Consider the following 24,831-nt stretch of genomic DNA (forward strand, 5'->3'; position numbering starts at 1 on the left):
TTTTGGGCGCCATGGTCTGTTCTAGGCGCCGCCGGTACGCGACCCCGTAGCTCAGGTGGATAGAGCATCAGTTTCCTAAACTGAGGGCCACAGGTTCGAATCCTGTCGGGGTCGCCAGCCGGATATCTCTCCGGCCCCCTCCTGAGAATCTGGAACCATGTGCGGGAAGTTCACCCAGATGCTCCGCTGGAGCGAGCTTTGCGAGTTTGCCGATTTGCAGGAGAGTATGGGGGGGGGCCCGGAAGAGACCGCCACTCCAATACGCCTGGTAAGCGTGATCGCCATCGGTGCGGATGGCAAACGCAAGGCGGTGCGCATGCGCTGGGGCCTTGTGCCGCCGGGCGCAAAAGACCCCACCGCCGTCAAACCACATATTCACGCGCGCGCGGAAACCATCGACACCAAGCCCACTTTTCGCGAGGCCTTCGCCAAACGGCGCGGGCTGGTGGTGGTGAATAGCTTCAATGAAGGGCTCGAAATCACCCCCACCAAGACCGAGCAATATGTGCTGACACCAAAGGATGGCGCACCCATCGCCATCGCGGTGGTGTGGGAGCACTGGCGGGAGCCCCTAGGCGGCTCGCTCCTCTCTTTCGCGATGGTGACGGTGCCGCCGAATGCGCTGATCGCGACGATCACCGACCGCATGCCTGCGCTGATCGAGCCGAAGGACTGGCCGCTCTGGCTTGGCGAAACCAAAGCCGATCTCGCCGACGCCAAAGCGCTGCTGAAATCCTCGGCGCGGGATCTCGACATGCAACGCGCCAAGAAGCCGCCAAGCCGGACCCAGCCGGATTTGTTTTAGTCCTGCCCTGCTTTTGCACTGAGGCGGGGCTTACGCCCGGCTGCCTTTTTCTTCTTGGCGGCGGCGGCAACCAAAAGCTCCAGCTCATCATCGCCGAGCCCGAATACCCGCGCCAAAAGATCAAGACGTGCGATGGCGAGCATCTCGGCAGTCTCAGGATAGCCCGCCGTCTGGACCTTCTCGATACACGAGGTCAGAAGCGCGACTAGATCCTCGCCCGATCGCCGGCTTGGGCGCACATCCGGACGGACCGCAGACGGCCTCGCCGGCCGAACCCTGGCTTTTGCCCTCGCGGGCACGATTCGCGAATACGACTTCACCCCAGCCACCCCTGGAAACCTTAGCCGATCATCCCAGCGCGCGGGAGCACGGCATATGTGATCAAAGGTTACTCGGATTCAGCGAGCGTGCGAATATAGGTCAAGGCGCTCTTACGTTTCTGCGGGTCCTTGATTTTCATGAAGGTCGTCAAGAGCTGACGCCCCATCAGAACAGCTTCACCATCGCTATGACCTTCAGGGTCATGTCCAGTTTCGAAGAAACTCGAAACCGGAATGTTGAGAATCTCTGCGATCTCCATGAGGCGACCAGCGCCCACACGATTTACACCTGTCTCATACTTCTGGACCTGCTGGTAGGCGATGCCGAGACGGTCCGCCAAACCTTGCAAGGTCATCTTCGCGCTCTTGCGGTGCTGGCGGATGGACTGGCCGACTTCGGCATCAAGGACACGAGAACGCTTTCTTCTATCGGTAGAGGATCCCGAACCCTGAGCGGACTTCATTGTGTTCTCATTCTTCTGTGTGCTGTTCATTCTTCTTCTCGGACAGGATAGGCCTTGGTGTTCAGGCGGTAATGAAAACCCAGAAACGGACACCACCCTTTACGAGACGCGAGGCAGCAAATCGGTTTCGCATCTCATTCAAGAGAAAGCCAAGAACCGCAACAAGCTGCAAGAGTCGTGATGACATTTTCCCTTATACGGTGTAGATGTATTTCACTTACATGTTTTCCGGGACTTTGAAGCCTTTGAAGCGGACCCACAAGAGTAGGACGCGAAAACCTCGATGAGGCAAGACTTCGGGTGGTCCGTCGCCCAAATTGTCGTGCGTCAGGACAATCTGAAGCACCACACTGGGTTATGTCGGCTCAAGTGAAAGTGATCACTACGTCAAGCAAGCCCGCAGCTTGCTCCGTCTACGGAAAGCCTGGCGTGAGAAGGATTTCGCGTTTTTCGCGGGACGCTTTTTCTGCCAAGGCTAGCAATTTCATAACCAGGAAGCCTTCGCGAGCAGGAACAGCGAGCGGTGCTATCCCCTTCAAACAATCGCGCAGGTTTTCGTAAAACGCCCTGTAGTCGCCCTTTTCCGCGATCACTGGAACTTCGCGGCCATCAGGCAGAACGAGATATCCCGGGTTCGGATCCACACCAAAACCCACATCGCCGATGGAGCTCCCCCCCACAAGCATCGTCTGCTGCGGATCAAGCCCGCGCTTGATGTAGCTAGCCCTACTGCCATGGACGATCCAGCGCTGATCGCTGCGCGCGAGATAATTTCCAACCAGCATGACGCGTTGCTGACCATATTTGAGCACTACACGGAAGTAATCGGTCGTCGTTCCACCATCCCGCAGGATGCTGAGGTCCGCCGCGATGGCATCTGGTATACCAAACAGATTCAGAGCTTGGTCCAAGAGATGCGAACCAAGATCGTACCAAGCACCCGCAGACGGCCCGGGCGTTTCGCGCCAACGCGTTGAAACATTTGGGCGATAAAGATCGAAATGAGATTCGACATAGGTCAAATCGCCGAGCACGCCTTCACGCAGAAGACGTTTGAGGGTCAGGAAATCCCCGTCCCAACGGCGGTTATGAAAGACGGTTAGTATACGATCTTTCGTTTCAGCCTTCGCCAGTTCCATCAGCGCATGGGCGTCTTCCACTGTCTCAGCGAAGGGCTTGTCGATCACGACATGCTTGCCCGCCTTCAGCGCGACCGTGGCCAAAGCGGCATGGCTAGCATTCGGCGTCGATATGACGACAACATCGATTCCTGGATCAGCCCAAATAAGAGCAGGATCGTTATAGACGGGAAGCCCGGGATAGGCTTGTGCGATCTCCTCCTTACGGCTTGAGACAATGGCCGCCAAGCGGAGCCCCTCCACCGCACTGACATAGGGGGCATGGAACACACGCCCGCCAAGCCCATAGCCGATCACCGCGACATTAAAAGGCATCACAGCGCGATCTCCCGCTTTTCGGCCGCGCTTCTCTCGCCCGCTTCCAGAAGGTCCATCACCGCGATGGCCTCATCCAGCGCCACGGGACTTTGTGTACCTCCCAGAATGGCGTCGCGCATGGCGATATAGAAGGCGCGCCCATCGGCGGTATCGTGCGGCGCCTCTTTCTCAAGGCCATCCGAGAACACCAGCCTGCCCGGCCAGCGGTCCGGGCCTTCGCGGGTATCGATGCCCTTCTTGAAGAAACTCGCCTTGGAACCATGCACAATGAAGCGGATTTCCTGTTCTGGGGCGAGGAAACAGCTTGTCAGGATCACACGCAATTTCTCATAGCGAAGCAGAGCGTGAAAATAATCGGTGGCCCCTGAAGCCGAACGCTGCACAGCGAAGTCGGCATAGATCGCTTGCGGCATGCCAAACAACTGCAGCACTTGATCAAGCAAATGCGGCGCCAAATCCCACCAGGTTCCCGCGCCGGGGCCTGGCCTCTCGCGCCAGGCATCGGGCACGTTCGGCGCATAGCGATCAAAATGGCTTTCGAAGCTCACGATCTCGCCCAGCGTACCGTCTGCAATAAGACGCTTGAGAGTGAGAAAATCGCTGTAATAGCGAAAATTGTGAAAAACTGTGAGAAGCTTGCCCGCCTTCTCGGCCCGCTGTTTCAGCTCGCGCGCTTCCGCGCTGGTCACCGTAAAGGGCTTGTCGACCACGACATGTTTGCCCGCTTCGAGCGCGGCTGCGGCAAGTGGAAAATGTGCCGTGTTAGGCGTAGAGATCGCAACCAGTGAAATGGACGGATCAGCAAACACCTCTTCGGGATGAGCGATTGCCTTGGTACCGGGATGGGCTTTTTCGATTTCGTCTTTGCGCGAAGAGACAATCGCGGCGAGCTTAAGCCCTTCGGTGCGCGAAATCGGATCGGCGTGGAACACCCGCCCGCCAAAACCATAGCCGATCACAGCGGCATGCAAAGGCTCACTCATCCAAAAAAGCTCCGCGATGTTTTATTGAAGAGGAAGACATAATTCACGCTCAGCCAAAGCAGCGAAAGCAAAAAGCGCGTGAAGGCAGCTTGCACGAAAGCCCCCTCGTAGCCGGTCTGGACTGACCACAAGAGCACCGCCGTGCTTTGCACCACTACCAATCCAAGAAACAGGCTGAGAAGCGCCAGAAGCGCGGTGCGCCCGAGTTTATAGCCGAACCATGCGGCGTGGGCGGCGAGGGAGATGCCAAAGCCGCAGATACCGCTGATGGCGGCCTGCCATGGCTCAAAGCCGCGCGTTTGCGCGATCAGGCTGGCTGCGATCAAAAAAACCGCGAGTAAGCCATTACCCAGACACAAGACCCAAACCGCAAGCGGTCGCTTCACCATTTTCCCCTCCCCAACTGCACCCCATCATAAGTCAGGGCGCGTCCCTCGGGGAGGCTGCGACATTTGTGATTTTTATGGGACTTATATCCGGCGATAAGCGCCATGCGACTCGGCACGGACGATCTGGAACACCCGTGCCAGGGTAGCGTCGGCCAGCGCCTCTGCCGGCGGGCCTTCCGTGTCGAGGCGGCCGCCGGACATCACCAGCACCCGGTCGCAATGGCTGCCCGCCAGGGCCAGATCGTGCAAGGTCAGGATCACCGCCGTGCCCCGCGCCGCCTCTTCCCGCAGCAGATCCATCAGACGGAGCTGGTGGGAGGGATCAAGATAGGCGGCAGGCTCATCGGCGATCAGGATATCGGCCCCGGTCGCCAGCGCGCGGGCGAAGAGCACGCGGGCGCGCTCGCCAGCCGAAAGCTGGTCCATGCGGCGGGCGACGAATTCGGCGGCGTCGGCACGGGCCAGTGCATGGGCAACAGCCAGCTCGTCAGAGGCAGCCGATCGCTGGAATGGCGCGCGATGCGGCAGGCGGCCGAGCATCACCACCTCGCTCGCCAGCATGGGCCAGCGCGCATCCCCGCCTTGCGGCAGATAGGCCATATGGCGGGCCAGAGCTGTGCGATCCCAATCGGCGAGCGGACGACCGAGGATACGGATATTGCCGCGCGTGAGTTTCTGAAAGCCCAGCACAGAGCGCAGCAGCGTCGTCTTGCCCGCGCCATTAGGGCCGACAATGCCGGTCACCTCGCCCGCATTGATGGCCACCGAAACAGCGGAGACTGCATTGCGGCCCGCAAAGGCGACCGAGACGTTTTCAAGCTCAAGGGCGCTCATACGTCTCTCCTAAGCTTCAGGATCAGCCAGAGGAAGAAAGGCGCGCCAAACATAGCCGTGACGACGCCGAGAAGGAGCTGCCCATCGGGCGCGATCAGGCGCAAGGCGACATCCGCCCCTGCCACAAGTGCGGCGCCACCAAGCGCGGATGGCAGAATGAGGCGGGAGGGCTGGTGGCCATAGAAGGGGCGCAAAAGATGGGGCACGACGAGGCCAACAAAGCTTACCGCGCCCGCCACCGCCGTGGCCGCGCCCGTCGCCAGCGCCACACCAATTACCACCCGGCCCCGGATCGAGCTCACACGCACGCCAAGGCTCTCAGCGGTTTCCTCACCTAGCGTGAGGGCATCAAGGCCGCGCCCCGTCGAGACCAGAAGCGCGAGCCCAAGGGCCGCGAGCGGCACGGCATAAGCGAGATCGTGAAGGGTGCGGTCTTTCAAGGAGCCCAGCATCCACAGCACCATCTCGCTCATGGCGTAGGGATTGGCGGACATGGAGAGCGCAAGCGCGGTGAGCGCGGTGGCGAAACTGGAAATCGCGACACCGGCCAAAACCAACGCCACCGGCCCTGCTCCGCTTTTGGAGAGTGCGAAAAGCAGACCTGCGGAGACCAGCGCCCCCAGGATCGCAAACAGCGGTAAGGCTAAGGGATGAGTGGCGACAAGGCCGAAATAGAGCGCCACCACAGCGCCGAGTCCAGCGGTGGAGGTGACGCCTGTGACGCCAGGCTCTGCCAGAGGATTGGCAAAGAGGCCCTGCAGCGCGGCGCCGCTCGCCCCCAACGCCGCGCCGACCACTAGCGCGAGGGCCGCGCGCGGCAGACGGATTTCCTGCGCCACGATGCCAGCCGTGCCATGACCATCGATGAGGCCTTGCAACAGCGCCATGGGGGAAAGGCCGGTCGGGCCCAACAAGAAAGACCACGCCCCGAAGAGAAGCGCGGTCAAAAGCAGAAGCAGCGTGAGGCGGGCGTCTCTGCTGACGCTTTTGCCTCGCACCGAGGAAATCACTGTCGCGTCCATCGCGGCCTTTCTGTCGCCGCGGCCGTGAAAACGGCTATCCCCCGGCACACCCCGGCCGGATGATGGACGACACGCGCCGGCAGGTTTCCTGGCTTTGCGGCTCGATATGCGGGGCCTTCCCAGTCAAAGACCAGTGGCCGACCGCGCGAGGCGCCGCTGACAGTTGCGGGGGCAGCCACGGGATTTCCACCCGCGTTCCCTTTCCGGTGCGCTGGGGTCGAATCTAAGCCATCACGGCTCAGCCGCCAACCCCAGGGCTAGTCCCTAGAGGTGCGCGCCCGCTTGGCGAGGCCGAGAAGTGGGGCGGCGCTCTGAACCGACCAGGGGCCGGGGCACATCAAGGGTGTGAGGGTGAGGAATTCCATATGGGTCCGCCCCTCCAGCGCCTTAAACGCCGGGTGGTGCAGGACGGCATAGGCCCGGGCGGAGCCGCTTTTCTCCTCCCCCCCCAGGATGAGAAGCTCGGGCGCGGTGGCTATCACCGCCTCGACCGGCAGTTGCCCGGCCCGGGTCAAGGCATTGGGCGGGGCGGCATTAACGATCCCGGCAAGGCGCAGAACCTCGTCGGTCACCCCCTGCACCTGGGCATAGCCTTGCGGCTCGTAAAGAATGGCCGAGACTGGGGGATGGGGCGCGGCTGCCTTAGCCCGCGCCACCCTCACATCCATTTCTGCCACCAGCGCCTTGGCCTTTCCGGGGGCGCCGAGTTCATCGCCCAGCATCAGGGTGATCTGACGGATTTCGGTAAGGCTGTTGGCCCAAGGCACGTCCAGGATCTGCACCCCGAGCCGCTGCAAATTCTGATGCAGGCGCGGATTGGTCCCCGCATACATCACGACGAGATCAGGGTTTTTCGCCATCACCGTTTCAGTGGAGGGGCGGATGACCGGCAGGCCAAGGGCCGCATCGGCGATGGTTGAGACGACCGGGTGGCGGTCCACCGCTTCATAGGAGAGCGCGGCAATGCGCTCCTTCGGCAAAAGCCGGAAGACATACTCGTCGGTGCAGAGGAAGGTGGAGACCACGCGCTGGGGCGCCGCCTCGGCATTACAAGTGAGGAAGCTCGTAAAAAAACAGGCAAGAACGGCAATGGTCCTATGATGGCTACGCATATTGTCGTTTCCTGATCCCGTTCCTACATCCTGGCGATCCAGAGGGGATAGCACATGAAATCGAAGATTGCCGCACTCGCGTTCTTAACCGCGACCAGCATGGCCGCGCTTGCCGCGGGCGCACCAGATGAAATCTTGAAGGCCAATAAAACAGCCATGGGTGGCGTGGCCTGGGATAGCAAAGCCACGCTGAAAACCGAAGCCAGTTATGACGGTCAGGGCTTGAAGGGCATCACCCACAGCCTTTCCGATCTGAAGGACGGGCGCACCATTAGCGATTTCGATCTTGGCCCCTTCAAAGGCGCCGAAGGCTTTGACGGAACCGCACCATGGGAGCGCGATAGCTCGGGAGACATTTCCGAGAAAAAAGGTGGCGACGCGCTGGTAGTGGCGGTGAACGATGCCTATCGCACTTCCAACAAATGGTGGCTTGCCGATCATGGCGGCGCCAGCATCGAAGGCAAAGGCGAAATCGCCGATGCGAACGGGCGCTATGACGTGCTTATCATCACACCCAAAGGCGGCAAGGCTTTCGAAGCCTGGTTCGATGTGAAGACGCATCTGCTTGCGAAAATCGTTGAACAGCGGGGCTCGCAGAAAATCATTACCCAGATTTCCGATTACCGCCCCGAAAGCGGCGTGCAGGTGCCGCATAAGATCGTCATCGATCAGGGAGCCGGCGAAAAATATCTGCAGACCCTGATGACGACAAAGGTCGAGTTCTTAGGCCCGCAGCCCGCCAGCGCCTATGCCAAGCCGGTATTCGCGATCAACGACTTCGGTATCGAGGGCGGCGCGTCCTCTGCCACAATGCCGATCAAGATCATCAACAACCATATCTATGGCGAAGCGAAGGTGAACGGCAAAGGTCCTTACACCTTCATCTTCGATACCGGCGGGCGCAACATCATCACCCCTGCCGTCGCCAAGGAAATCGGACTGAAGGTGGAAGGCAGCCTGCCCGGCCAAGGCGCGGGCGAAGGCGTGATGGAAGGCGGTTTCTCGAACGGGCTTAATCTTTCGGTCGGCAAGGCTTTTGTGAAAAACCAGCTCGCGATCGTCTTCCCACTCGATAAGCTCGGCGATATTGAAGGCATTCCCATGCCCGGCATGGTGGGCTATGAAACCTTTCGCCGCTTCGTTACTCGCATTGATTACGGCGCAGAGACCTTGACCTTGATCGATCCCGCCAAGTTCGATCCCAAGGACGCGGGCACACCAATCAAATTCGAGCTCAACGATCACATACCGGAAGTGACGGGCACCTTCGAGGGTATTCCGGCCAAGTTCGATATTGATACGGGTTCGCGCTCTGAAATCACGATCACCAAAGGCTTTTCTGAGCAGCATGGCCTGCGCGCCAAACATCCCAAGGGTGTCGATGCGGTGGATGGCTGGGGAGTCGGCGGGCCGTCAACGGGCTATATCACGCGCGGCGCCGAGCTGACCCTTGGCAGCGTGAAGGTTGGCCCGGTTGTCGCCGGACTCTCCGATCAAGGCAAGGGAGCGTTTTCGGGCAATGACTTCTCCGGCAATGTCGGCGGCGGCGTTCTGAAGCGCTTCATCGTCACCTTCGATTATCATAATCAGGTGATGTATCTGAAGCCGCGTACCGACAAGATCGAAGACACCGGCACCTATGATCGCGCCGGGCTTTGGATGAATGTCGGCGAAGGCGGCTACAAGGTCGTTGCCGTAACCAAGGGCGCGCCGGCCGAAGAGGCCGGGCTGAAGGCAGGCGATATCATTCAATCTGTCGACGGAAAACCTGTAACCGGCGTTAGAGTCGGCGATTTGCGTAAACGCCTGCGCAACGATAAGCCCGGAACCGTCGTGATTTTCGGCATCAAGCGCGGCGAGGCTACGTCCGAGGTGAAGGTCACCTTGCGTGATCTGATCTGACGGAACCTATAGCGAGACGATCACAGAGGCCTGGGAAGGTGATCTTCCCAGGCCATACCCTTACCAGATTATACGCCCCCTATACCGACGTCTGATCTTGCGCGCACGGCCCTTGAACCGGCGCCAGCTTGGGCCCATCTATGGCGTCACAGGTTCTGAACCCACAATAAGGGGATAGCTTCGATGACTGCGCAAAAATCCGGCACTTTCAAAATTGGCGGCGAATTAGAAGTCCACCGCCTCGGCTTCGGCGCGATGCGCATTACCGGCCCCGGTATCTGGGGCGATCCCACCGATGCCGAGGAAGCCAAGCGCACACTGCGCCGCGTGCCGGAACTCGGCATCAATCTTATCGATACGGCGGATTCTTATGGCCCGACCGTTTCCGAGGAACTCATTCGCGAAGTCTTACATCCCTATAACGGCCCGCATGGCAAGATCGTCATCGCCACCAAAGGCGGTCTCGTCCGCCCTGGCCCGGATGTTTGGGTTCCCTTCGGCCGCCCCGATTACCTCATTCAGGAAGCCCATGTCAGCCGCCGCCGCTTAGGCGTTGAAAGCATCGATCTTTGGCAGCTTCATCGCATTGACCCGAAAGTGCCGCGCGACGAGCAATTCAGCGCTATCAAGCAGCTTCTGGACGAAGGCGTGATCCGCTACGCTGGGCTTTCCGAAGTGGGCGTGGACGATATCGAAGCGGCGCGCAAAGTCTTCCCCGTGGCGACGGTGCAGAACCGCTATAACCTCGTCGATCGCGGCAGCGAGGATGTGCTGAAATACTGCGAGGCCAATGGTATCGGCTTCATCCCATGGTATCCCCTCGCCGCCGGATCGCTGGCCCGTGAAGGTTCGGTGCTCGATGTTATCGCCAAGAAGCATCACGCGGCGCCGAGCCAGGTCGCGCTGGCCTGGGTGTTGAAGCGCAGCCCCGTGATGCTGCCCATCCCCGGCACTGGCAAAGTCAGCCACCTCGAAGAAAATGTGGCGGCCACGGAAATCGAATTGTCCGACGAAGAATTCTGGCGTCTCGACAATCGCGAAGCTTAAAAAGGAAAAGCGGGTGGAGATCCCACCCGCTTCCCTGCCAGATTATTTGCCGCCGAGATAGTCAAGCTTACCGAGTTCCACGCCCATATGGCGCAGGATCGCGTAAGTGGCGGTGATATGAAAATAGAAATTCGGCAGCGCGAAAGTGGTCAGATAAGCCTCGCCCGTGAAGGTGAGTTCGCGCTGCCCTGCCTTCAAAGTGATCGTCTTATCGTCGGAGCCCTCGATGCTGGCAGGCTCAACACTTTGGATATATTCCAGCGTCTTGGCGATACGCGCCTGAAGCTCGGGAAAGCTCGTTTCAGTGTCGGGAAAACTCGGCACCTCGGAGCCCGAAAGACGGGCCGCGACGCCCTTAGCGGAATCGCAGGCAATCTGAACCTGGCGGGTGAGCGGGAACATGTCCGGCGACAAACGCCCGGTGGTAAACACCGAGGGGTCGATCTTCTTGGCCTCGGCGTGCTGGGCGGCCTTGCCCAGGATAGCCGAAAGGTTGGTGAGGAACTGCACAAAAACCGGGATCGAAGCCCGGTACATCGAAATCGCCATACTTCTCCCCGGAATTGGTTTGATCTGCCTTAGCTACGCGCGCCTGGGGGCGGCTGCAAGCCTGCCTGCGGCCGGAAAGCCTTCTCCACACATCCTGCGCAAACCGTGAAACTATTGTCATATGCGATAGGCTAAAGTCCGGCGCCTTTTGCATGAGTCTCGGAGATTAACCCATGAAACTACGCGCCAGTCTTTGCGCCGCCGCGTTCGGGCTGATGACGGCTGCCGCCAGCGCCGCGCCCGTTCTGATGATTTCTCTCGATGGGCTGCGCCCCGCCGATGTGATCGAGGCCAAGAAGAAGGGTCTCAACCTGCCGCATTTGACCGCGTTCATGAAGGAAGCGGCTTATGCGACAGGCGTGAAGAATGTGCTCCCGACCGTGACCTACCCCGACCACACCACGCTGATCACCGGCGTCTGGCCCGACAAGCACGGCATCGCCAATAACGAAACTTTCGACCCCTACAATAAAAATCTCGGCGGCTGGTATTGGTATTCGAGCGATATCAAGGTGCCGACCCTGTGGGACGCGGTGCATGACAAAAAAGGCATCGTCGCCTCCATCGGCTGGCCGGTGAGCGTGGGCTCATTGTCGATTGACTATAATCTGCCGGAATATTGGCGCGCGTTGACCGCGGACGACGTCAAACTCATCGTCGCCCTCTCGACGGACGGGCTTGTGCCGCGCCTTGCCAAGGAAACGGGACTGCCGCCTTATGCCCTTTTCGGCGAAGATCCCAAACATGATGTCGGCCGCACACGCTATGCCCAGAAAATGCTGGAATTCACCTTTCCCGAATTCATGACTGTGCATCTCGTCAGCCTGGACCATTACCAGCACACCTATGGGCCGGATTCCGCGGAAGCCAAACAGGCGCTGGAACAGCTCGATACGGATGTCGGCGATCTTGTTGCTACGGCGCGCCGGATTGAGCCCAATGTGACAATCGCCATTGTCTCCGATCACGGCTTTGCCCCGGTGGTGCACCCGGAAATCAACTACACCAAGTATTTCGTGGAAGCGGGCCTCATCACCCTCGACCCCAAATCGCATAAGGTCGTGTCCTGGGATGCCGCGCCTTGGGCGGCAGGTGGTTCGGTGGCCGTAGTGCTCAACAAGCCCGACGACCAATCCGTGAAGGATCGCGTCGTGGCGTTGCTCAACAAGCTGCAAGCCGATCCTAATGCGGGCGTGGCGCGCTGGATCGATAAGGCAGGCATTGTCGAACGCGGCGGGGCGCGCAATGCCTCGTTCTGGTTCGACCTCAAGCAGGGCTATTCGGCCAACTCCAACTTCACCGCGCAGATGCCCGCCGTGTTGAGAGGCACGCATGGCTTCTTCCCGGACGACAAGGAAATGCGCGCGACCTTCATGATCGCGGGCCCCGGCATCAAACCGAAGAAGCTCGGCGAAATCGACATGCGCGATATCGCCCCTACCCTGGCAAAAATCCTCGACGTGCCGCTACCCAAGGCCGACGGCAAGCCGCTATTCTAGTTTTTTTCACCTGAAACACGAAAGGCCGGGTTCGCCCCGGCCTTTTTGTTACGCCACCAGCTTTACCAGCGCGGTGAGCACGCCCTGCACGCCTTTGAGGCGCTGTTCGGGGGTTTCCCAAACCCTGGAAATGACGATCTTCTGATCGGGGCGGACCTTCACGGAGGTCGGGCTTTCGCTGATCAGCTTCACCAGCCCCAAAGGATTGGCGAACTGGTTGTTGCGGAAGCCGATGACGCCGCCCTTCGGTCCCGCATCGATCTTGTCCACGCCCGCCTTCTTCGCCATCTGCTTGATCTGCACGATCTCGAAGAGATGCTTTACCTCTTCCGGCAGCGGCCCGAAGCGGTCGATCAATTCGGCGGCAAAGCGATCCATATCGGCGCGCGTCTCAATGGTGGAAAGACGGCGGTAAAGCGCCATGCGGACATTGAGGTCCGGCACATAGGCTTCCGGGATCAAGACGGCCGCGCCGATATTGATATTGGGCGACCACTGCTCCGTAGCTTCCTTCTCAGGATCGCCGCCTTCCTTGAGCGAGGCCACCGCCTCTTCCAGCATCTCCTGGTAAAGCTCGATGCCGACTTCCTTGACGTGGCCGGATTGCTCTTCGCCCAGAAGATTGCCGGCGCCACGGATATCCATGTCGTGGCTGGCCACGGTAAAGCCCGCGCCCAGCTGATCGAGGGATTGCAGCACTTCCAGGCGCCGCTCGGCCGTCTCGGTCGGCTTATGATCGGCGGGCGTCGTCAGATAGGCATAAGCGCGCTGCTTGGAGCGGCCGATGCGCCCGCGGATCTGATAGAGCTGCGACAGGCCGAACATATCGGCGCGATGCACGATCATGGTGTTGGCATTCGGCACATCGAGGCCGGATTCCACGATATTGGTGGAAATCAGAACGTCGATCTTGCGGTCATAAAAGGCCGTCATGATCTCTTCGAGGGCGGTCGCCGCCATCTGGCCATGCGCCACCGCTGCCTTCACCTCCGGCACATTCTCTTTCAGGAATTCGTCAGCCTCGCGCAGATCGGAAATGCGCGGGCAGACATAGAAGCTTTGGCCGCCGCGATAATGCTCCCGCAGCAAAGCTTCGCGGATCACCATGGGATCGAAGGGTGTCACATAAGTGCGCACCGCGAGGCGGTCGATCGGCGGGGTGGTGATGAGCGAGAGATCGCGCACACCCGAGAGCGCCAATTGCAACGTGCGCGGGATCGGCGTCGCCGTCAGGGTCAAGACATGCACATCGGCCTTGAGGTTCTTCAAGCGCTCCTTATGCGAGACGCCGAAATGCTGTTCTTCGTCGACAATGACGAGACCAAGCCTGGTGAACTCAATGTTCTTGGCGAGCAAGGCATGGGTGCCAATGACGATATCGATATCGCCGGATTTGAGCCCTTCCTTGGTCTCGCGCGCCTCTTTGGCATCCACGAAACGGGAAAGCTGGCGCACCTTCACCGGGAAGCCCGCAAAACGCTGCGCGAAAGAGCGGTAATGCTGGCGGGCCAGAAGCGTGGTCGGTACCACCACCGCCACCTGGCTGCCGCTCATCGCCGCGACAAAAGCGGTGCGCAAAGCGACTTCGGTTTTGCCAAAGCCTACGTCACCGCAAACGAGGCGATCCATCGGGCGGCCCTTGGCGAGGTCTTCCACCGCATCGGCGATGGCTTTTTCCTGATCCTCGGTCTCTTGATAGGGAAAGCGGGCGCAGAATTCGTCCCACAGCCCTTGCGGCTTTTCGATTTCGGGCAAGGTCTTGAGTTCGCGCGCCGCGGCAATGCGGATGAGTTCGCCCGCGATTTCACGCACGCGTTCGCGCGCTTTGGCCTTGCGCGATTGCCAAGCGGTGCCGCCAAGCTTATCGAGCACCGCATTGCTGTCGTCGCCGCCATAACGGGTCAGAAGCTCGATGTTTTCCACCGGCAGAAACAGCTTGCCGCCATCATATTGCAGCTCGAGGCAATCATGCGGCGCACCGGTGACATCGATGGTCTTAAGCCCGAGATAGCGCCCTACTCCATGTTCGATATGGGTGACGAGATCGCCCGGCGCCAGCCCCGCTGCTTCGGTGAGGAAGTTCTGGGCTTTGCGGGCGCGCTTATGGCTGACCATGCGGTCGCCGAGAATGTCCTGCTCGGCGATGACCACGAAATCGGGCGCTTCAAAGCCATGCTCGATGCCGAGCACGGCAAGGCCGATGGCACTCGGCGCCATCTTGGCGGCGTCATGCCAATCAGCGACGGGGCGCAGCGCCTTCACACCGTGATCGGAAAGAACTCCGCCCATGCGCTCGGAGGAGCCTTCCGTCCAAGCGGCAATAATGACCCGCTTCTTTTCTTTCTGGACCTCGACGATGTGCTCGGCAGTGAGTTGGAAGACGTTGACATTGCCTTGCGCGCGTTCGGGAGCGAAATCGCGGCCAAGCTTGCCATGGGCATCGACGGATTTCATCGATTCCGGCGCCTGGAAGGGCGTCAACTCGCGCACCGGGAAAGCCTTCAGCATCGCCTCCCACTCCTCATGTGTGAGGTAGAGGGTTTCGGGCTTGAGCGGCTTATAGGGCGGGGCTTTCAACGCGCCTTTCTTATTGGCGTCGCTGTCGAGAAACTCACGGCGGGTTTGATAGTAATCGGTGACCAGCTCCAGTCGTGCCTTGCGGGCTTCCTCGCTGTGATGGCTGAGCATCACGAGGCTGCGCGGCGCGTAATCGAAGAGGGTTTCAAGCTTTTCGTAGAAGAGCGGCAGCCAATGCTCCATGCCCGGCGCTTTGCGGGCGGCGCTGACGCTTTCATACAAGGGATCGTCAATCGCAGGACCGAAAGCGGCGACATAGCCGCGGCGGAAACGCGACACGCCCGCTTCATCCAGCGGCACTTCGGAGGCAGGCAACAAATCGATGTTCTGCACCTCGCCGGAGGAAAGCTGGGTCTCGGCATCGAAGGTGCGAATGGCATCGAGACGATCACCGAAAAAATCGAGACGCAAGGGATCAAGCCCCGGCGGCCAGAGATCGACAATACCGCCCCGCACCGCGAAATCGCCCGGCTCACGCACTGTAGAAGCGCGGGCATAGCCATTGGCGGCGAGAAAGCGCGCCAGATCCTCATGGGAAACCGTATCCCCGATCTTGGCGGCGAAGCTGGCAGTCTTGATGACATCGCGCGGCGGCACGCGCTGCAACACGGCATTGATGGTCGTCACCACCACCGCAGCACCGCTGTCTTTACCCCGGCGGGCCAAGGTGGCGAGGGTGGCGAGACGCTGACTTTCGATGTCAGGGCTCGGGCTCATGCGGTCGTAAGGCAAGCAGTCCCAAGACGGAAAGGTCAGAAGCTGCACTTGCGGCGCGAAGAAACGAATTGTCTCCACCGCGCTCGCCGCCTTGACGCCATCCTGCGCCACAAACAGCACTACGCCCTTGCGGCTTTCGGCGGCATGGGCCGCGAGCCACGCATCATAACCTTCCGGCGCGCCGGAGACCGTGAGGCGGCCTTCCTGGCGGGCGATATAATTTACACGGTCCAAGTCGGGTCCTTGCGGGAACAGAGCGCTTGCAGGCGCCGGAAAGTTGACGTGTCGAATGCGGGCGGCACGGCCACCTCGCCTTTCAGCCAAGTGAAGACGTCCTGATCCGGCGCTTTCAAAAGCGCATCGAGGTCATCGAGTTCCTGTTCGCCGAGCGTATCGATCTGGTGCGCGGCAAAGGTCCCGAAGATCAGATCGACCTCCTTGAAGCCACGGCGCTGGCAACGGAACAAAAGTTGTTTGCGGCGGACCCCGAGGGACCCTCCGTTTTCGTCATTCGTCATGGGGTGGATATAGCGCCGGACCGGGCGGTCTGAAAGGGCTAGACGCCGGTTTCCTGCACCAGATCGTAAGGGTTTGGCGTTGTACCGCCGCCGAGGCGCACGCGTGCCTGGATTTGTTTCAGGGGCTCGCCGCTGAGGTAATAGCGTCCGCGTTTTTCGCCCACCGCCTCCAAAAGCCCCAGATCGCAAAGGCGGCGCAAGTCCCGGCTGGCGACGACATCGGAAACGCCATTCTCGCTCTGATAGCGCCCGGCCCGCAGCATGTATCCAAAGACTGCATCGAGCAGCGCCGGTTGCATGCGGTCGTGGAGATCATGGGTGCGGGAAAGGTGCATCACCTCTTCCGCCGCGCGGGCCACCGCCTGACTGCGCTGAGCCAGTTGCGCGGTCTGTTCGTATTGGGCGCGCAGAATGAATTTCAGCCAAGCGCCGGGGCCGTTTTCCGTGATGCACTGCTGGACGTAATCGTCCTTATGGCGGGCGAGCCATTCATCGAGAGCGCAAAAGACGGGGCTGAGCGCACTGCCGCAAGAAGCGATCAAAACATAGGCGAGCCGCGCCAGACGCGCATTGGCGCGCCGAAAGGGACGGATTTCGAGGAACTTCAGATGCACCAGAGCGGCGCGAACCAAGGGATCGCCGGTATCTTCGCGTAAATAGTCCATCACCTCGCCCATCAGCTTCGGCAGATCGGCGGCATCGGGTTCCGAGCCACCGCCGAGGCTGGCACCGGAGCGGTATTGGCCTGGAGCGGCGGGCATCTCTTCACTGGTGAGGAGAAAATGCAGGCTTTTGAAAAGCTGCGCGTTCCATTCGAGATAGGGATCGGTTTGGGCCTGCGAAATGAAGCGTAACGCATTGCGAGTGCCACTCAGCGCGCGATAGGCTGGATCTGTCAGCGATTCGGGCTTCTCCCCGTCCACCACGGCAAGCGCCTCGGCGGGTGAGGCTTTGATCCCGGCAAGGCTGGCCGAGCCGTGCAAGGTCCTGGCAAAGGCGTTGCGCTGCAGGAAACCCGGCCAAAGGCCCGGCAGTTGCGCCGCGCGGTACAGAAGCTGGTCCTGCTGGGCACGGATCAGTGCCAAAACCGCCAAATCGGCCCCATCCAACGCAAAAGACGGATAAATCATGTCGAGAATATAAAATTTCTCGTGCTAAAAGTCAATTAATAATTATACTTCGGACGGATATATACCGTCCAACTCCGGGCCAAGACGGCCTGCCCAAGAAGGCCTATTTTTCTCTCCATGCGCCCGTCGATTCTGTTCCCCCTTTTCGCGGATACCAGGAGCCTGCCCGGGGTTGGGCCGAGGCTGGAAAAGCTCATCAGCCAGGTCGCCGGGACGCGACTGAAGGACCTGATTTTCCACCTGCCGACCGGGGTGATCGACCGCTCCTACCGCCCCAAGCTGATCGCAGCAGAGGCCGGGCGCATCGTGACGGCGAGCGTGAATGTGCTCGACCACTTGCCTCCGCGCGACAAGCGCCAACCCTTCAAAGTGCGCTGCAGTGATGACACCGCCACCATTGAGCTGGTGTTCTTTCACGCCCATCAAGACTGGCTGAACAAATCCCTGCCCGTCGGCAGCCAGCGGGTAATTTCGGGCAAGGTGGAGCGGTTCAACAACCGCCTTTCCATGCCGCATCCCGATTTCATCGCAGCACCGGGCGAAGAGATGCCCTTGCATGAGCCCGTCTATGCCCTGACCGAAGGGCTTTCGGGCAAGGTGCTTTCCAAGGCCATCCGCGGGGCGCTGGAAAAAGTCTCACCCCTGCCGGAATGGCTGGACCCGGCATATCAGAAAAAGATGAAATGGCCGGCCTTTCATGAGGCGATCAAAGCCGCGCATAGCCCGGTGAAGGAAGCTGACCTCGCGCCCGAAACGCCGGAGCGCCAGCGCCTGGCCTATGACGAGCTTCTCTCCAACCAGCTCGCGCTGATGCTGGTGCGCAAGCAGATGCGCGAAGTGAATAAAGGCCGCGTGCTGAAGGCCGAAGGCCGCCTGAAGGCAAAAGCCCTTGCCGCGCTGCATTTCACCCTGACCGAGGCACAACAACAGGCCATTGCGGAAATCGAAGCCGATATGGCCTCACCCCAGCGCATGTTGCGGCTTCTGCAAGGCGATGTGGGTGCGGGTAAAACCGTGGTCGCCTTCATGGCGCTTTTGGATGCGGTGGAAGCCGGCACCCAAGGCGCGCTGATGGCGCCGACGGAAATCCTTTCGCGCCAGCATATGGCGGGGCTGGAAAAACTCGCCGAGGCCTCGGGCGTGAAAATGGCGCTGCTGACTGGCCGCGAAAAAGGCGCACCGCGCGCCGCTTTGCTGAAAGCCTTGGCCGAAGGCGAAATCGATATTCTCATCGGCACCCACGCCCTCTTCTCCGACGATGTGGTGTTCAAGGATTTGGGGCTGGTGGTGGTGGATGAGCAGCACCGTTTCGGGGTGCATCAACGCATGACCCTGCAAGGCAAGGGCGAGCACGTCACCGATGTGCTGGTGATGACCGCGACGCCGATCCCGCGCACCCTCGCCCTCACCGCTTATGGCGATATGGAGGTTTCGCGCCTCTTCGGCCGCCCGCCGGGGCGCCAGCCCATCGAAACCCGCGTACTGCCGGTCTCGCGTCTTGAAGACGTGGTGGAGCATTTGAGGAAGGCGCTGGCGGCTGGCACGCGCGCCTATTGGGTTTGCCCGCTGGTGGAAGAATCCGAGAAGATCGATCTTGCCGCTGCCGAGGACCGCGCCCGCGAGCTCAGCGCCACGCTGGGCCCCAAGGTTGGCCTCGTGCATGGCAAAATGAAAGCGGCCGAACGCGATGCGGCGATGGCGAAATTCAAGGCGGGGGAGCTGCAGCTTCTGGTCGCCACCACGGTAATCGAAGTGGGCGTGGACGTGCCGGAAGCCACCATCATGGTGGTGGAACACGCCGAGCGCTTCGGCCTTGCCCAGCTGCATCAGCTGCGCGGACGTGTCGGGCGCGGTTCGGGCAAATCGAGCTGCCTGCTGGTTTATGCCCCGCCCTTAGGCGAAACCGCCAAGGCGCGCCTCTCCACCTTGCGCGATACCGATGATGGCTTTGTCATCGCCGAAGAGGATTTGAAGCTGCGCGGTCCGGGCGAGCTTTTGGGCACGCGGCAAAGCGGGCAGCTTGAATTCCGCCTTGCCGATATTTCCGCACACGGAGAGCTTCTGGCCTGCGCGCGCGACGATGCCGCCTTGATCCTCAGCCGCGACCCCGATCTCAAATCAGACCGGGGCGTGGCGTTGCGCGTGCTACTCTACCTCTTTGGACAAGACGAAGCGGTGAAGTATCTGCGAGCAGGCTAAAGCCTATTTGCGGTAGTCAGGCACGGTATAGAAATACGCGCCCTCGCCACGATCGCCATTGGCCTTGTCGAGCCCGGTGATGCGCACCTCCACCGTTCCCTCGATAGGCTTGGCGGGCTGAAAGTGGACGAGATATGATACCATTGTCGGGCCTTTGCCAAAATATTCCTGCACACGTTCGACAGTATCGATCACAGCAGGCGCGCCGTTCACCGCAACCTTTAAATCCAGCTCATTTGGCAAGGGCGCGATATCCGGGTCCTTCTTCGTGTCCTTGGAGAGTGCCCGCGTCAGACTCATGGGCCGGAAATAAGCAAAATAGCCAGGCCCCGCACCCTGCACCTTGAAGACATTGACGCCGTAAATCTCGAGCCGGTGATAGCGCACATCGATGTTCATGTCGGACGCGACCGGCACATTCCAGGCCCAGAATTCAAGCCGCGACTTGCCGTAATCGGCCGTGGTGATGGATTCGAGCGCCATATAGCGCCCATCTTCCACAATCATGCGGTAGTGGCCATCACCATCGGATTTGACCGTGTACAGATCATTGAAGGCAGACGATTTCAGGACCACCTCGGCACCGGCTACCGGTTTGCCGTCAAAATCGCGCACCGTGCCGCTGATCACATGTTGGCCCGCCTGCGCCGCCCCAAAGCTCAGCATCGCAAAAGCGGCCATCATCCATTTTGCCATATCAATCCCCCTAAGAAAGATATGGGCTTAAGACTCTGCTGGCCGCATGACAATGCGCGATTGCGGCCACACAAAAATGCACACGCGACATGGACTGAAACTAGTGTTCAGGCTTTTCTCTCGTTGAGCGCAATCTGCGTGATGGCCACGATCCAAGCCACCATTGCTTCGGCCCAGGAAGCTGCGGGCGACATCCAGGTGGGATCGGTGTGCAGCGGCAAGAACAGCGCCCGTCCAGTGCCGTATTGTAGCCCGCCGATAATCGACGGCAGGAGTAAATAGAGCAGCAGCAACACTGCGAGCGCTAAAAGATCGCCGCCACGGCGTCGCGCCAGCATGTTCATCAACACGACGATGCCAAGGTCGCGAACGAGAAAGCCGAGAATTGAGGTGACAAGGGCTGCATCCGCCGGAAAGCCCGGCTCCATTGTATTGGAGAGAATGAGATGCGCGACAAGAACCCCACCCAGGATCAAAGTGGCGAAGACCGACATCATCCAGCATTGCAGCCGCGACAAAGCCGAGCCGATGCGGAAATGGCCGATCTCCGATCCGAACCAGCGGAAGGCGACACGATCCTTAGCTTCCAGGAAAATGTTGATATAAGTGAGCCCCGCACAGACCAGGACGACGAGATAGAGACGGCGCGAGTCCGCATCGGCGATCGGCAATTGCTTCGAGACCCAGGCGTCGAACCCGCCGACATAGCCCGCCACGAAAGTCAGAAAGGCGAGCCACACTAAGGGGCCGTTGACCTGTTTCAGCTCGCGCCGCATCAGCCGATAAGAGCCGAGCAAAATCCAGCCCGCGAAAACGGCTAGCGAGACGAGAAGAAAGACTTCCGTCGGCAGGCTGGCGTTCCACCATGCAATATGATCTGAGCGCAGAAAACCGCCTAAGACAGGCCCGTTCGGATCGGCGATCGCCCATACCGCCAGTCCAACAGCCAGTCCGACGATCTGATAGATGAAGACCTCATATTGGGCGCGACCGTGACGGCGCACCACCCCGATAAGACTCGCCAGCAAGGCGGCGGCTTGGGCAATCACGCCGAGTGCGATGAAATAGAAAAGATCGGCCACTGCCACAGCCGGGCCGGAGCGGTTGAAGGCATCCGCCACAATCACGACCAAGCAAATCGCCCCGCCCACCCAATTGAAGATAGTCGAGCCGAAGAGCTTGCCCCACATCAAGGTGGAGGCGCTCAGCGAAGAGAGGCGCTGGAAATCCCAGGTGCGATCGCGAATTTCACCCACCACGCTGCGCGCCGCGTTACGCGCGCCCCAGAACACCACAACGATGTAGTAGAGCCAGCGTGCCGCGGTGCCAGGGCCATTCATGCCATCGGTCACCGCTGCCGCGAAAAACGCGAGCGAGAGCAGCGCCACCAGGACCACCAAACGGAGCGGTGTCAGTTCCAGCCAAACATTGCGCCGAAATTCCGGGTTCATCGCCCCTGCCCCACTTGGCTGAAATAGGCATCTTCCAGAGCCCGTGTGGACTCAGCAAAGCTCGACACCTCGAACCCCGCACCGAGGAGTTCGCGGATCAACCGAGCCCGCGAGGCCGCGCTGCGCGGATGGGTGATCAGCGCGTGGTATTCATCGGCCTCGATCACGTCCACCCCGGCGCGCGCATCGAGAAAATCGCGCAAATCAGCCCGGGCGGTGGCGATTTCGACAATGTAGCGGGGCCGCGCCACATCTTTGACCTTGATGGCATTGCCGCCGACGATCATCCCCTCTTCGATGATGATCATTTCCGAACAGTAATCTTCGAGCTCCGCGAGAATATGGGAGGACACAACCAGGGTCATGCCGCCGTCTTTAAGGGAGACCATAAGCGCGGAAAGATCGCGCCGGGCCTGAGGGTCGAGACCGGCCGCAGGTTCGTCCAGAAGCAGGACCTTGGGTTCGTGGACGATGGCCTGAGCAATGGCGAGGCGCTGGCGCAAGCCGCGGGACAAATCCCCAGCCCGCTGATCGAGCCGATCAGCCAACCCCACCCGGCTGGCCGCCTTATCCACCGCGGCGGAGGCCAAATCCGAGCCGATGCCGCGCGACCGCGCTGTATAGGTGAGAATGCGCCGCACGCTGAGGGTATCATATAGGCCAAAGAAATCGGGCAAATAGCCGAGCATGGCGTGGATGCCGCGCGGGTCGGTGCGGGTATCCAATCCCCCGACCGTAACGGAACCCGAATAGGGGTCATCCAGCGCGGCCAAGCAGCGCAAAAGCGTAGTTTTGCCCGCGCCGTTAGGGCCGACAAGCGCCGTTATGGTCTGGGCGGGTACCGTTAGGGACACGCCTTTCAGCGCCCGAACGGAGGGGTACTCGTAAACGAGATCGCGTACGTCGATCATGGCTGCTTCGTTGGTGAACCGAAGGATGGTAGCCTGAAATTGTCAAAGATTGATAATATTCGTGACCAAAGGGGTAAATTTTCCCGCCCGGATCACATTGCCTCCCGCGGGCGATCTTGCCACAAGCTAGGGCATTATTTTGAGGGATGAACCATGCGCATCGTGATGATCGGTTCGGGCTATGTGGGCCTTGTCTCCGGCGCCTGCCTTTCCGAGTTCGGCCATCATGTGACCTGCGTGGACACCGACAAGGCCAAGATCGAGGGGCTGATCAACGGCGTAATCCCCATCTATGAACCCGGCCTGGATGAGGTGGTCGCCGCCAACGTCAAGGCGGGGCGGCTTTCCTTCACCACCGATCTTGCCTCTGCCATGCCGAGCGCCGATGCCGTCTTCATCGCGGTGGGTACGCCCAGCCGCCGTGGTGATGGCCATGCCGATCTCTCCTATGTCTATGCGGCGGCAGAGGAGATCGCCAAATATCTCGACCGCTATATGGTGGTGGTCACCAAGTCGACAGTACCAGTCGGCACCAATTCCAAGGTCGCCGAAATTATCCGCAGGGTGCGGCCAGACGCGGATTTCGACGTCGCCTCCAATCCCGAGTTTCTGCGCGAAGGCTCTGCCATCGAGGATTTCCGCCGCCCCGACCGCGTGGTGGTGGGCTGCACCAGCGAGAAGGCGCGCGGCGTGATGCGCGAAGTCTATCGCCCGCTCTATCTCAACGAGACGCCGATCGTCTTCACTAGCCTCGAAAGCGCGGAGATCATCAAATACGCTGCCAATGCTTTTCTCGCGGCCAAAATCACCTTCATCAATGAGATGGCCAATCTCTGCGAAGTGGTCGGCGCCAATGTGCAGGATGTGGCGCGCGGCATGGGGCTGGACGGCCGTATCGGCGGCAAGTTCCTGCATGCCGGTCCCGGCTTCGGTGGCTCCTGCTTTCCGAAAGACACGCTGGCACTTCTGAAGACCACCCAGGAGTTCGGCGTTACGACCAAGATCATCGAAGCGGTGGTTGAGGTGAATGATGCCCGCAAGGTTCAGATGGGCGAGAAGATCGAGAAGGCTTTCGGCGGCGTCGCCGGCAAGACCATCGCGGTCTTGGGCCTCACCTTCAAGCCGAACACCGACGATATGCGCGATGCGCCGAGCCTCGTGATTGTGCCTTACCTCAAAAACAAGGGCGCCAAGATCAAAGCCTTCGATCCCGAAGGCATGAAGGAAGCCAAGAAGCATTTCGACGTCGAGTTCTGCAGCGAAACCTATGAAACGCTGAAGGATGCCGATGGCGTGGTGATCCTGACCGAATGGAACGAGTTCCGCGCCCTTGATCTGGCCCACGTGAAAGAGCTGCTGAAAAAGCCCCTGATGGTCGATCTGCGCAACATCTACAAAGCCGATCTCATGGAAAATGCTGGCTTTTCCTATGTCAGCGTGGGCCGCCCGCCAGTTCTTTAAGGCTTTAAACCCGGACGAATTCTTCTGCTCGGTCGCGGACGCTTCCGATTGTCGCAGAGTTTAGGTAGGCTCCGCCCCGGCTAGGCCAATGGGGGTTGGGGATGGGCACACTTTGGGTGGTTGCACCGCTCGTCGTCGCGGGGCTGGGATTCATCGGATTTCTTTTCGGCGCCGGGCATTTGGTACGCGGCCGTTTCATGCGGGCGGGCGCCGGTCTTGGCGGCGGCGGCCTGATCACCATCGCGGGTCTCGCGGTGGGGCTGATCGGTCTCAATCTGCAATCCTATCAGCGCCTCACCTATGAGGTGCCGCTCGCTCAGGTGAGCGTGCATGTGGTCAATCCGGCCTTAAAAATCTACACCGTGGCCGTGACCCGTCTCGACGGCACCAACCGGGTGCAGAACTGCACGCTACAAGGCGATTCCTGGGAAGTTGGCGGGCGGTTCCAGAAATGGAAGCCCTGGGCCAATGAGATCGGTCTTGATGCCACCTACACGCTCGATCAGATCACCAACCGCTATAATTCGGCGGCTGAAGGCAACGGCAAGCGCATCACAGCCTGTGATCTGCAAAGCCAACCCTCGGAAGTGAGCAAAGTGCTGCCTCGCGTGGTAAGCAATTGGATTCTTGCTCATATGATGGTGAAGCAGCGCGAGTTCGGTTCCGCGAGCTACATGCCGCTGGTGGATGGCGCTAAATATACTGTCATTGCCACCCAATTCGGCTTTAACGCTGAACCGGCAAATGCCATCGCCAACCGCGCCAACGAACGGGTTGGTTTCTAAATT

At 60.2% G+C, this 24,831-nt stretch carries 22 protein-coding genes, 1 tRNA gene and 1 riboswitch; of the genes, 8 read left to right on the forward strand and 15 right to left on the reverse strand.

All coding sequences use genetic code 11. The features are described from left to right. Window positions 1-40 precede the first annotated feature (40 nt). Window positions 41-117: transfer RNA gene (locus FHS83_RS00910), tRNA-Arg, on the forward strand. A gap of 40 nt (window positions 118-157) precedes the next feature. Then, window positions 158-805 carry an SOS response-associated peptidase gene (locus tag FHS83_RS00915; protein ID WP_279590083.1) on the forward strand — a complete coding sequence of 216 codons (648 nt, stop codon included), beginning with the start codon at window positions 158-160 and terminating at the stop codon, window positions 803-805. On the opposite strand, the gene FHS83_RS00920 is transcribed toward FHS83_RS00915, so the two are convergent. The 8 genes from FHS83_RS00920 to FHS83_RS00955 form a co-directional block, all read right to left on the reverse strand. After that, window positions 802-1,044 carry a hypothetical protein gene (locus tag FHS83_RS00920; protein ID WP_167079954.1) on the reverse strand — a complete coding sequence of 81 codons (243 nt, stop codon included), beginning with the start codon at window positions 1,042-1,044 and terminating at the stop codon, window positions 802-804. The genes FHS83_RS00915 and FHS83_RS00920 overlap by 4 nt on opposite strands. Before the next feature lie 149 nt (window positions 1,045-1,193). After that, complete coding sequence (locus FHS83_RS00925; RefSeq protein ID WP_208414165.1) at window positions 1,194-1,619, reverse strand: helix-turn-helix domain-containing protein; 426 nt, start codon at window positions 1,617-1,619, stop codon at window positions 1,194-1,196. 383 nt (window positions 1,620-2,002) lie between these two features. After that, window positions 2,003-3,043, reverse strand: a complete 1,041-nt coding sequence (locus FHS83_RS00930) for an oxidoreductase (protein WP_167085174.1) — start codon at window positions 3,041-3,043, stop codon at window positions 2,003-2,005. Further along, window positions 3,043-4,029 (reverse strand): oxidoreductase, encoded by a 987-nt coding sequence (locus FHS83_RS00935; protein ID WP_167079956.1) that lies wholly within the window; start codon window positions 4,027-4,029, stop codon window positions 3,043-3,045. The genes FHS83_RS00930 and FHS83_RS00935 overlap by 1 nt, the downstream gene beginning before the upstream one ends. Further along, window positions 4,026-4,418 carry a hypothetical protein gene (locus FHS83_RS00940; protein WP_167079958.1) on the reverse strand — a complete coding sequence of 131 codons (393 nt, stop codon included), beginning with the start codon at window positions 4,416-4,418 and terminating at the stop codon, window positions 4,026-4,028. The genes FHS83_RS00935 and FHS83_RS00940 overlap by 4 nt, the downstream gene beginning before the upstream one ends. A gap of 81 nt (window positions 4,419-4,499) precedes the next feature. After that, window positions 4,500-5,252, reverse strand: a complete 753-nt coding sequence (locus FHS83_RS00945; RefSeq protein ID WP_167079960.1) for an ABC transporter ATP-binding protein — start codon at window positions 5,250-5,252, stop codon at window positions 4,500-4,502. Then, complete coding sequence (locus FHS83_RS00950; RefSeq protein WP_167079961.1) at window positions 5,249-6,274, reverse strand: FecCD family ABC transporter permease; 1,026 nt, start codon at window positions 6,272-6,274, stop codon at window positions 5,249-5,251. The genes FHS83_RS00945 and FHS83_RS00950 overlap by 4 nt, the downstream gene beginning before the upstream one ends. 61 nt (window positions 6,275-6,335) lie before the next feature. Next, a riboswitch (cobalamin riboswitch) is annotated at window positions 6,336-6,522 on the reverse strand. Between the two features lie 9 nt (window positions 6,523-6,531). Then, a complete protein-coding gene (locus FHS83_RS00955; protein WP_167079963.1) occupies window positions 6,532-7,386 on the reverse strand; it encodes an ABC transporter substrate-binding protein in 855 nt (284 codons plus the stop codon). Window positions 7,387-7,440: 54 nt separating this feature from the next. Here FHS83_RS00955 and FHS83_RS00960 point away from each other — a divergent pair, with 54 nt between their 5' ends. Then, window positions 7,441-9,288 carry an aspartyl protease family protein gene (locus tag FHS83_RS00960; protein ID WP_167079965.1) on the forward strand — a complete coding sequence of 616 codons (1,848 nt, stop codon included), beginning with the start codon at window positions 7,441-7,443 and terminating at the stop codon, window positions 9,286-9,288. A 183-nt stretch (window positions 9,289-9,471) separates the two neighbouring features. Next, window positions 9,472-10,335, forward strand: a complete 864-nt coding sequence (locus tag FHS83_RS00965; protein WP_208414167.1) for an aldo/keto reductase — start codon at window positions 9,472-9,474, stop codon at window positions 10,333-10,335. A 42-nt stretch (window positions 10,336-10,377) separates the two neighbouring features. Here FHS83_RS00965 and FHS83_RS00970 read toward each other — a convergent pair whose 3' ends face one another. Next, window positions 10,378-10,884 (reverse strand): DUF1993 domain-containing protein, encoded by a 507-nt coding sequence (locus FHS83_RS00970; RefSeq protein ID WP_167079967.1) that lies wholly within the window; start codon window positions 10,882-10,884, stop codon window positions 10,378-10,380. 173 nt (window positions 10,885-11,057) lie between these two features. Here FHS83_RS00970 and FHS83_RS00975 point away from each other — a divergent pair, with 173 nt between their 5' ends. Continuing rightward, window positions 11,058-12,383, forward strand: a complete 1,326-nt coding sequence (locus tag FHS83_RS00975) for an alkaline phosphatase family protein (RefSeq protein WP_167079968.1) — start codon at window positions 11,058-11,060, stop codon at window positions 12,381-12,383. A gap of 48 nt (window positions 12,384-12,431) precedes the next feature. Here FHS83_RS00975 and mfd read toward each other — a convergent pair whose 3' ends face one another. From mfd to FHS83_RS00990, 3 genes are all read right to left on the reverse strand, one after another. Further along, window positions 12,432-15,911 carry a transcription-repair coupling factor gene (mfd, locus tag FHS83_RS00980; RefSeq protein WP_167079970.1) on the reverse strand — a complete coding sequence of 1,160 codons (3,480 nt, stop codon included), beginning with the start codon at window positions 15,909-15,911 and terminating at the stop codon, window positions 12,432-12,434. Then, a complete protein-coding gene (locus FHS83_RS00985; protein WP_208414168.1) occupies window positions 15,899-16,144 on the reverse strand; it encodes a succinate dehydrogenase assembly factor 2 in 246 nt (81 codons plus the stop codon). Before FHS83_RS00985 ends, mfd begins: the two co-directional genes overlap by 13 nt. 89 nt (window positions 16,145-16,233) lie before the next feature. Continuing rightward, a complete protein-coding gene (locus FHS83_RS00990; protein WP_167079974.1) occupies window positions 16,234-17,325 on the reverse strand; it encodes a Fic family protein in 1,092 nt (363 codons plus the stop codon). Window positions 17,326-17,442: 117 nt separating this feature from the next. Here FHS83_RS00990 and recG point away from each other — a divergent pair, with 117 nt between their 5' ends. Further along, on the forward strand, window positions 17,443-19,524 hold the full coding sequence (gene recG / locus FHS83_RS00995; protein WP_167079976.1) for an ATP-dependent DNA helicase RecG: 2,082 nt from the start codon (window positions 17,443-17,445) through the stop codon (window positions 19,522-19,524). Between the two features lie 3 nt (window positions 19,525-19,527). On the opposite strand, the gene FHS83_RS01000 is transcribed toward recG, so the two are convergent. The 3 genes from FHS83_RS01000 to FHS83_RS01010 all read right to left on the reverse strand — a co-directional run bounded on the left by FHS83_RS01000 (window position 19,528) and on the right by FHS83_RS01010 (window position 22,582). Continuing rightward, window positions 19,528-20,220 (reverse strand): carboxypeptidase-like regulatory domain-containing protein, encoded by a 693-nt coding sequence (locus tag FHS83_RS01000; protein WP_167079978.1) that lies wholly within the window; start codon window positions 20,218-20,220, stop codon window positions 19,528-19,530. A 107-nt stretch (window positions 20,221-20,327) separates the two neighbouring features. Then, window positions 20,328-21,671 (reverse strand): ABC transporter permease, encoded by a 1,344-nt coding sequence (locus FHS83_RS01005; protein ID WP_167079980.1) that lies wholly within the window; start codon window positions 21,669-21,671, stop codon window positions 20,328-20,330. Beyond that, on the reverse strand, window positions 21,668-22,582 hold the full coding sequence (locus tag FHS83_RS01010) for an ABC transporter ATP-binding protein (RefSeq protein ID WP_167079982.1): 915 nt from the start codon (window positions 22,580-22,582) through the stop codon (window positions 21,668-21,670). The genes FHS83_RS01005 and FHS83_RS01010 overlap by 4 nt, the downstream gene beginning before the upstream one ends. Before the next feature lie 153 nt (window positions 22,583-22,735). On the opposite strand from FHS83_RS01010, the gene FHS83_RS01015 reads away from it, so the two are divergent. Further along, the gene (locus FHS83_RS01015; RefSeq protein WP_167079984.1) at window positions 22,736-24,043 is read left to right on the forward strand and encodes a UDP-glucose dehydrogenase family protein; all 1,308 of its coding nucleotides are present in this window, start codon (window positions 22,736-22,738) and stop codon (window positions 24,041-24,043) included. Window positions 24,044-24,144: 101 nt separating this feature from the next. Beyond that, window positions 24,145-24,828, forward strand: a complete 684-nt coding sequence (locus FHS83_RS01020; RefSeq protein ID WP_167079986.1) for a hypothetical protein — start codon at window positions 24,145-24,147, stop codon at window positions 24,826-24,828. Window positions 24,829-24,831: the final 3 nt, after the last annotated feature.

The organism is Rhizomicrobium palustre, assembly GCF_011761565.1.
Lineage (GTDB): Bacteria > Pseudomonadota > Alphaproteobacteria > Micropepsales > Micropepsaceae > Rhizomicrobium > Rhizomicrobium palustre.

Excerpts from the sequence above, each read along its gene's own strand:
- FHS83_RS01005 (WP_167079980.1), bottom strand. The coding sequence starts at position 21,671 with ATGAACCCGGAATTTCGGCGCAATGTTTGGCTGGAACTGACACCGCTC.
- FHS83_RS00925 (WP_208414165.1), bottom strand. The coding sequence starts at position 1,619 with ATGAACAGCACACAGAAGAATGAGAACACAATGAAGTCCGCTCAGGGT.
- FHS83_RS00965 (WP_208414167.1), top strand. The coding sequence starts at position 9,472 with ATGACTGCGCAAAAATCCGGCACTTTCAAAATTGGCGGCGAATTAGAA.
- FHS83_RS01015 (WP_167079984.1), top strand. The coding sequence starts at position 22,736 with ATGCGCATCGTGATGATCGGTTCGGGCTATGTGGGCCTTGTCTCCGGC.
- FHS83_RS00955 (WP_167079963.1), bottom strand. The coding sequence starts at position 7,386 with ATGCGTAGCCATCATAGGACCATTGCCGTTCTTGCCTGTTTTTTTACG.
- FHS83_RS00960 (WP_167079965.1), top strand. The coding sequence starts at position 7,441 with ATGAAATCGAAGATTGCCGCACTCGCGTTCTTAACCGCGACCAGCATG.
- FHS83_RS00945 (WP_167079960.1), bottom strand. The coding sequence starts at position 5,252 with ATGAGCGCCCTTGAGCTTGAAAACGTCTCGGTCGCCTTTGCGGGCCGC.
- FHS83_RS00935 (WP_167079956.1), bottom strand. The coding sequence starts at position 4,029 with ATGAGTGAGCCTTTGCATGCCGCTGTGATCGGCTATGGTTTTGGCGGG.
- FHS83_RS00970 (WP_167079967.1), bottom strand. The coding sequence starts at position 10,884 with ATGGCGATTTCGATGTACCGGGCTTCGATCCCGGTTTTTGTGCAGTTC.
- FHS83_RS01020 (WP_167079986.1), top strand. The coding sequence starts at position 24,145 with ATGGGCACACTTTGGGTGGTTGCACCGCTCGTCGTCGCGGGGCTGGGA.
- FHS83_RS00915 (WP_279590083.1), top strand. The coding sequence starts at position 158 with ATGTGCGGGAAGTTCACCCAGATGCTCCGCTGGAGCGAGCTTTGCGAG.
- FHS83_RS01010 (WP_167079982.1), bottom strand. The coding sequence starts at position 22,582 with ATGATCGACGTACGCGATCTCGTTTACGAGTACCCCTCCGTTCGGGCG.
- recG (WP_167079976.1), top strand. The coding sequence starts at position 17,443 with ATGCGCCCGTCGATTCTGTTCCCCCTTTTCGCGGATACCAGGAGCCTG.
- FHS83_RS01000 (WP_167079978.1), bottom strand. The coding sequence starts at position 20,220 with ATGGCAAAATGGATGATGGCCGCTTTTGCGATGCTGAGCTTTGGGGCG.
- FHS83_RS00975 (WP_167079968.1), top strand. The coding sequence starts at position 11,058 with ATGAAACTACGCGCCAGTCTTTGCGCCGCCGCGTTCGGGCTGATGACG.
- FHS83_RS00990 (WP_167079974.1), bottom strand. The coding sequence starts at position 17,325 with ATGATTTATCCGTCTTTTGCGTTGGATGGGGCCGATTTGGCGGTTTTG.
- FHS83_RS00950 (WP_167079961.1), bottom strand. The coding sequence starts at position 6,274 with ATGGACGCGACAGTGATTTCCTCGGTGCGAGGCAAAAGCGTCAGCAGA.
- FHS83_RS00930 (WP_167085174.1), bottom strand. The coding sequence starts at position 3,043 with ATGCCTTTTAATGTCGCGGTGATCGGCTATGGGCTTGGCGGGCGTGTG.
- FHS83_RS00940 (WP_167079958.1), bottom strand. The coding sequence starts at position 4,418 with ATGGTGAAGCGACCGCTTGCGGTTTGGGTCTTGTGTCTGGGTAATGGC.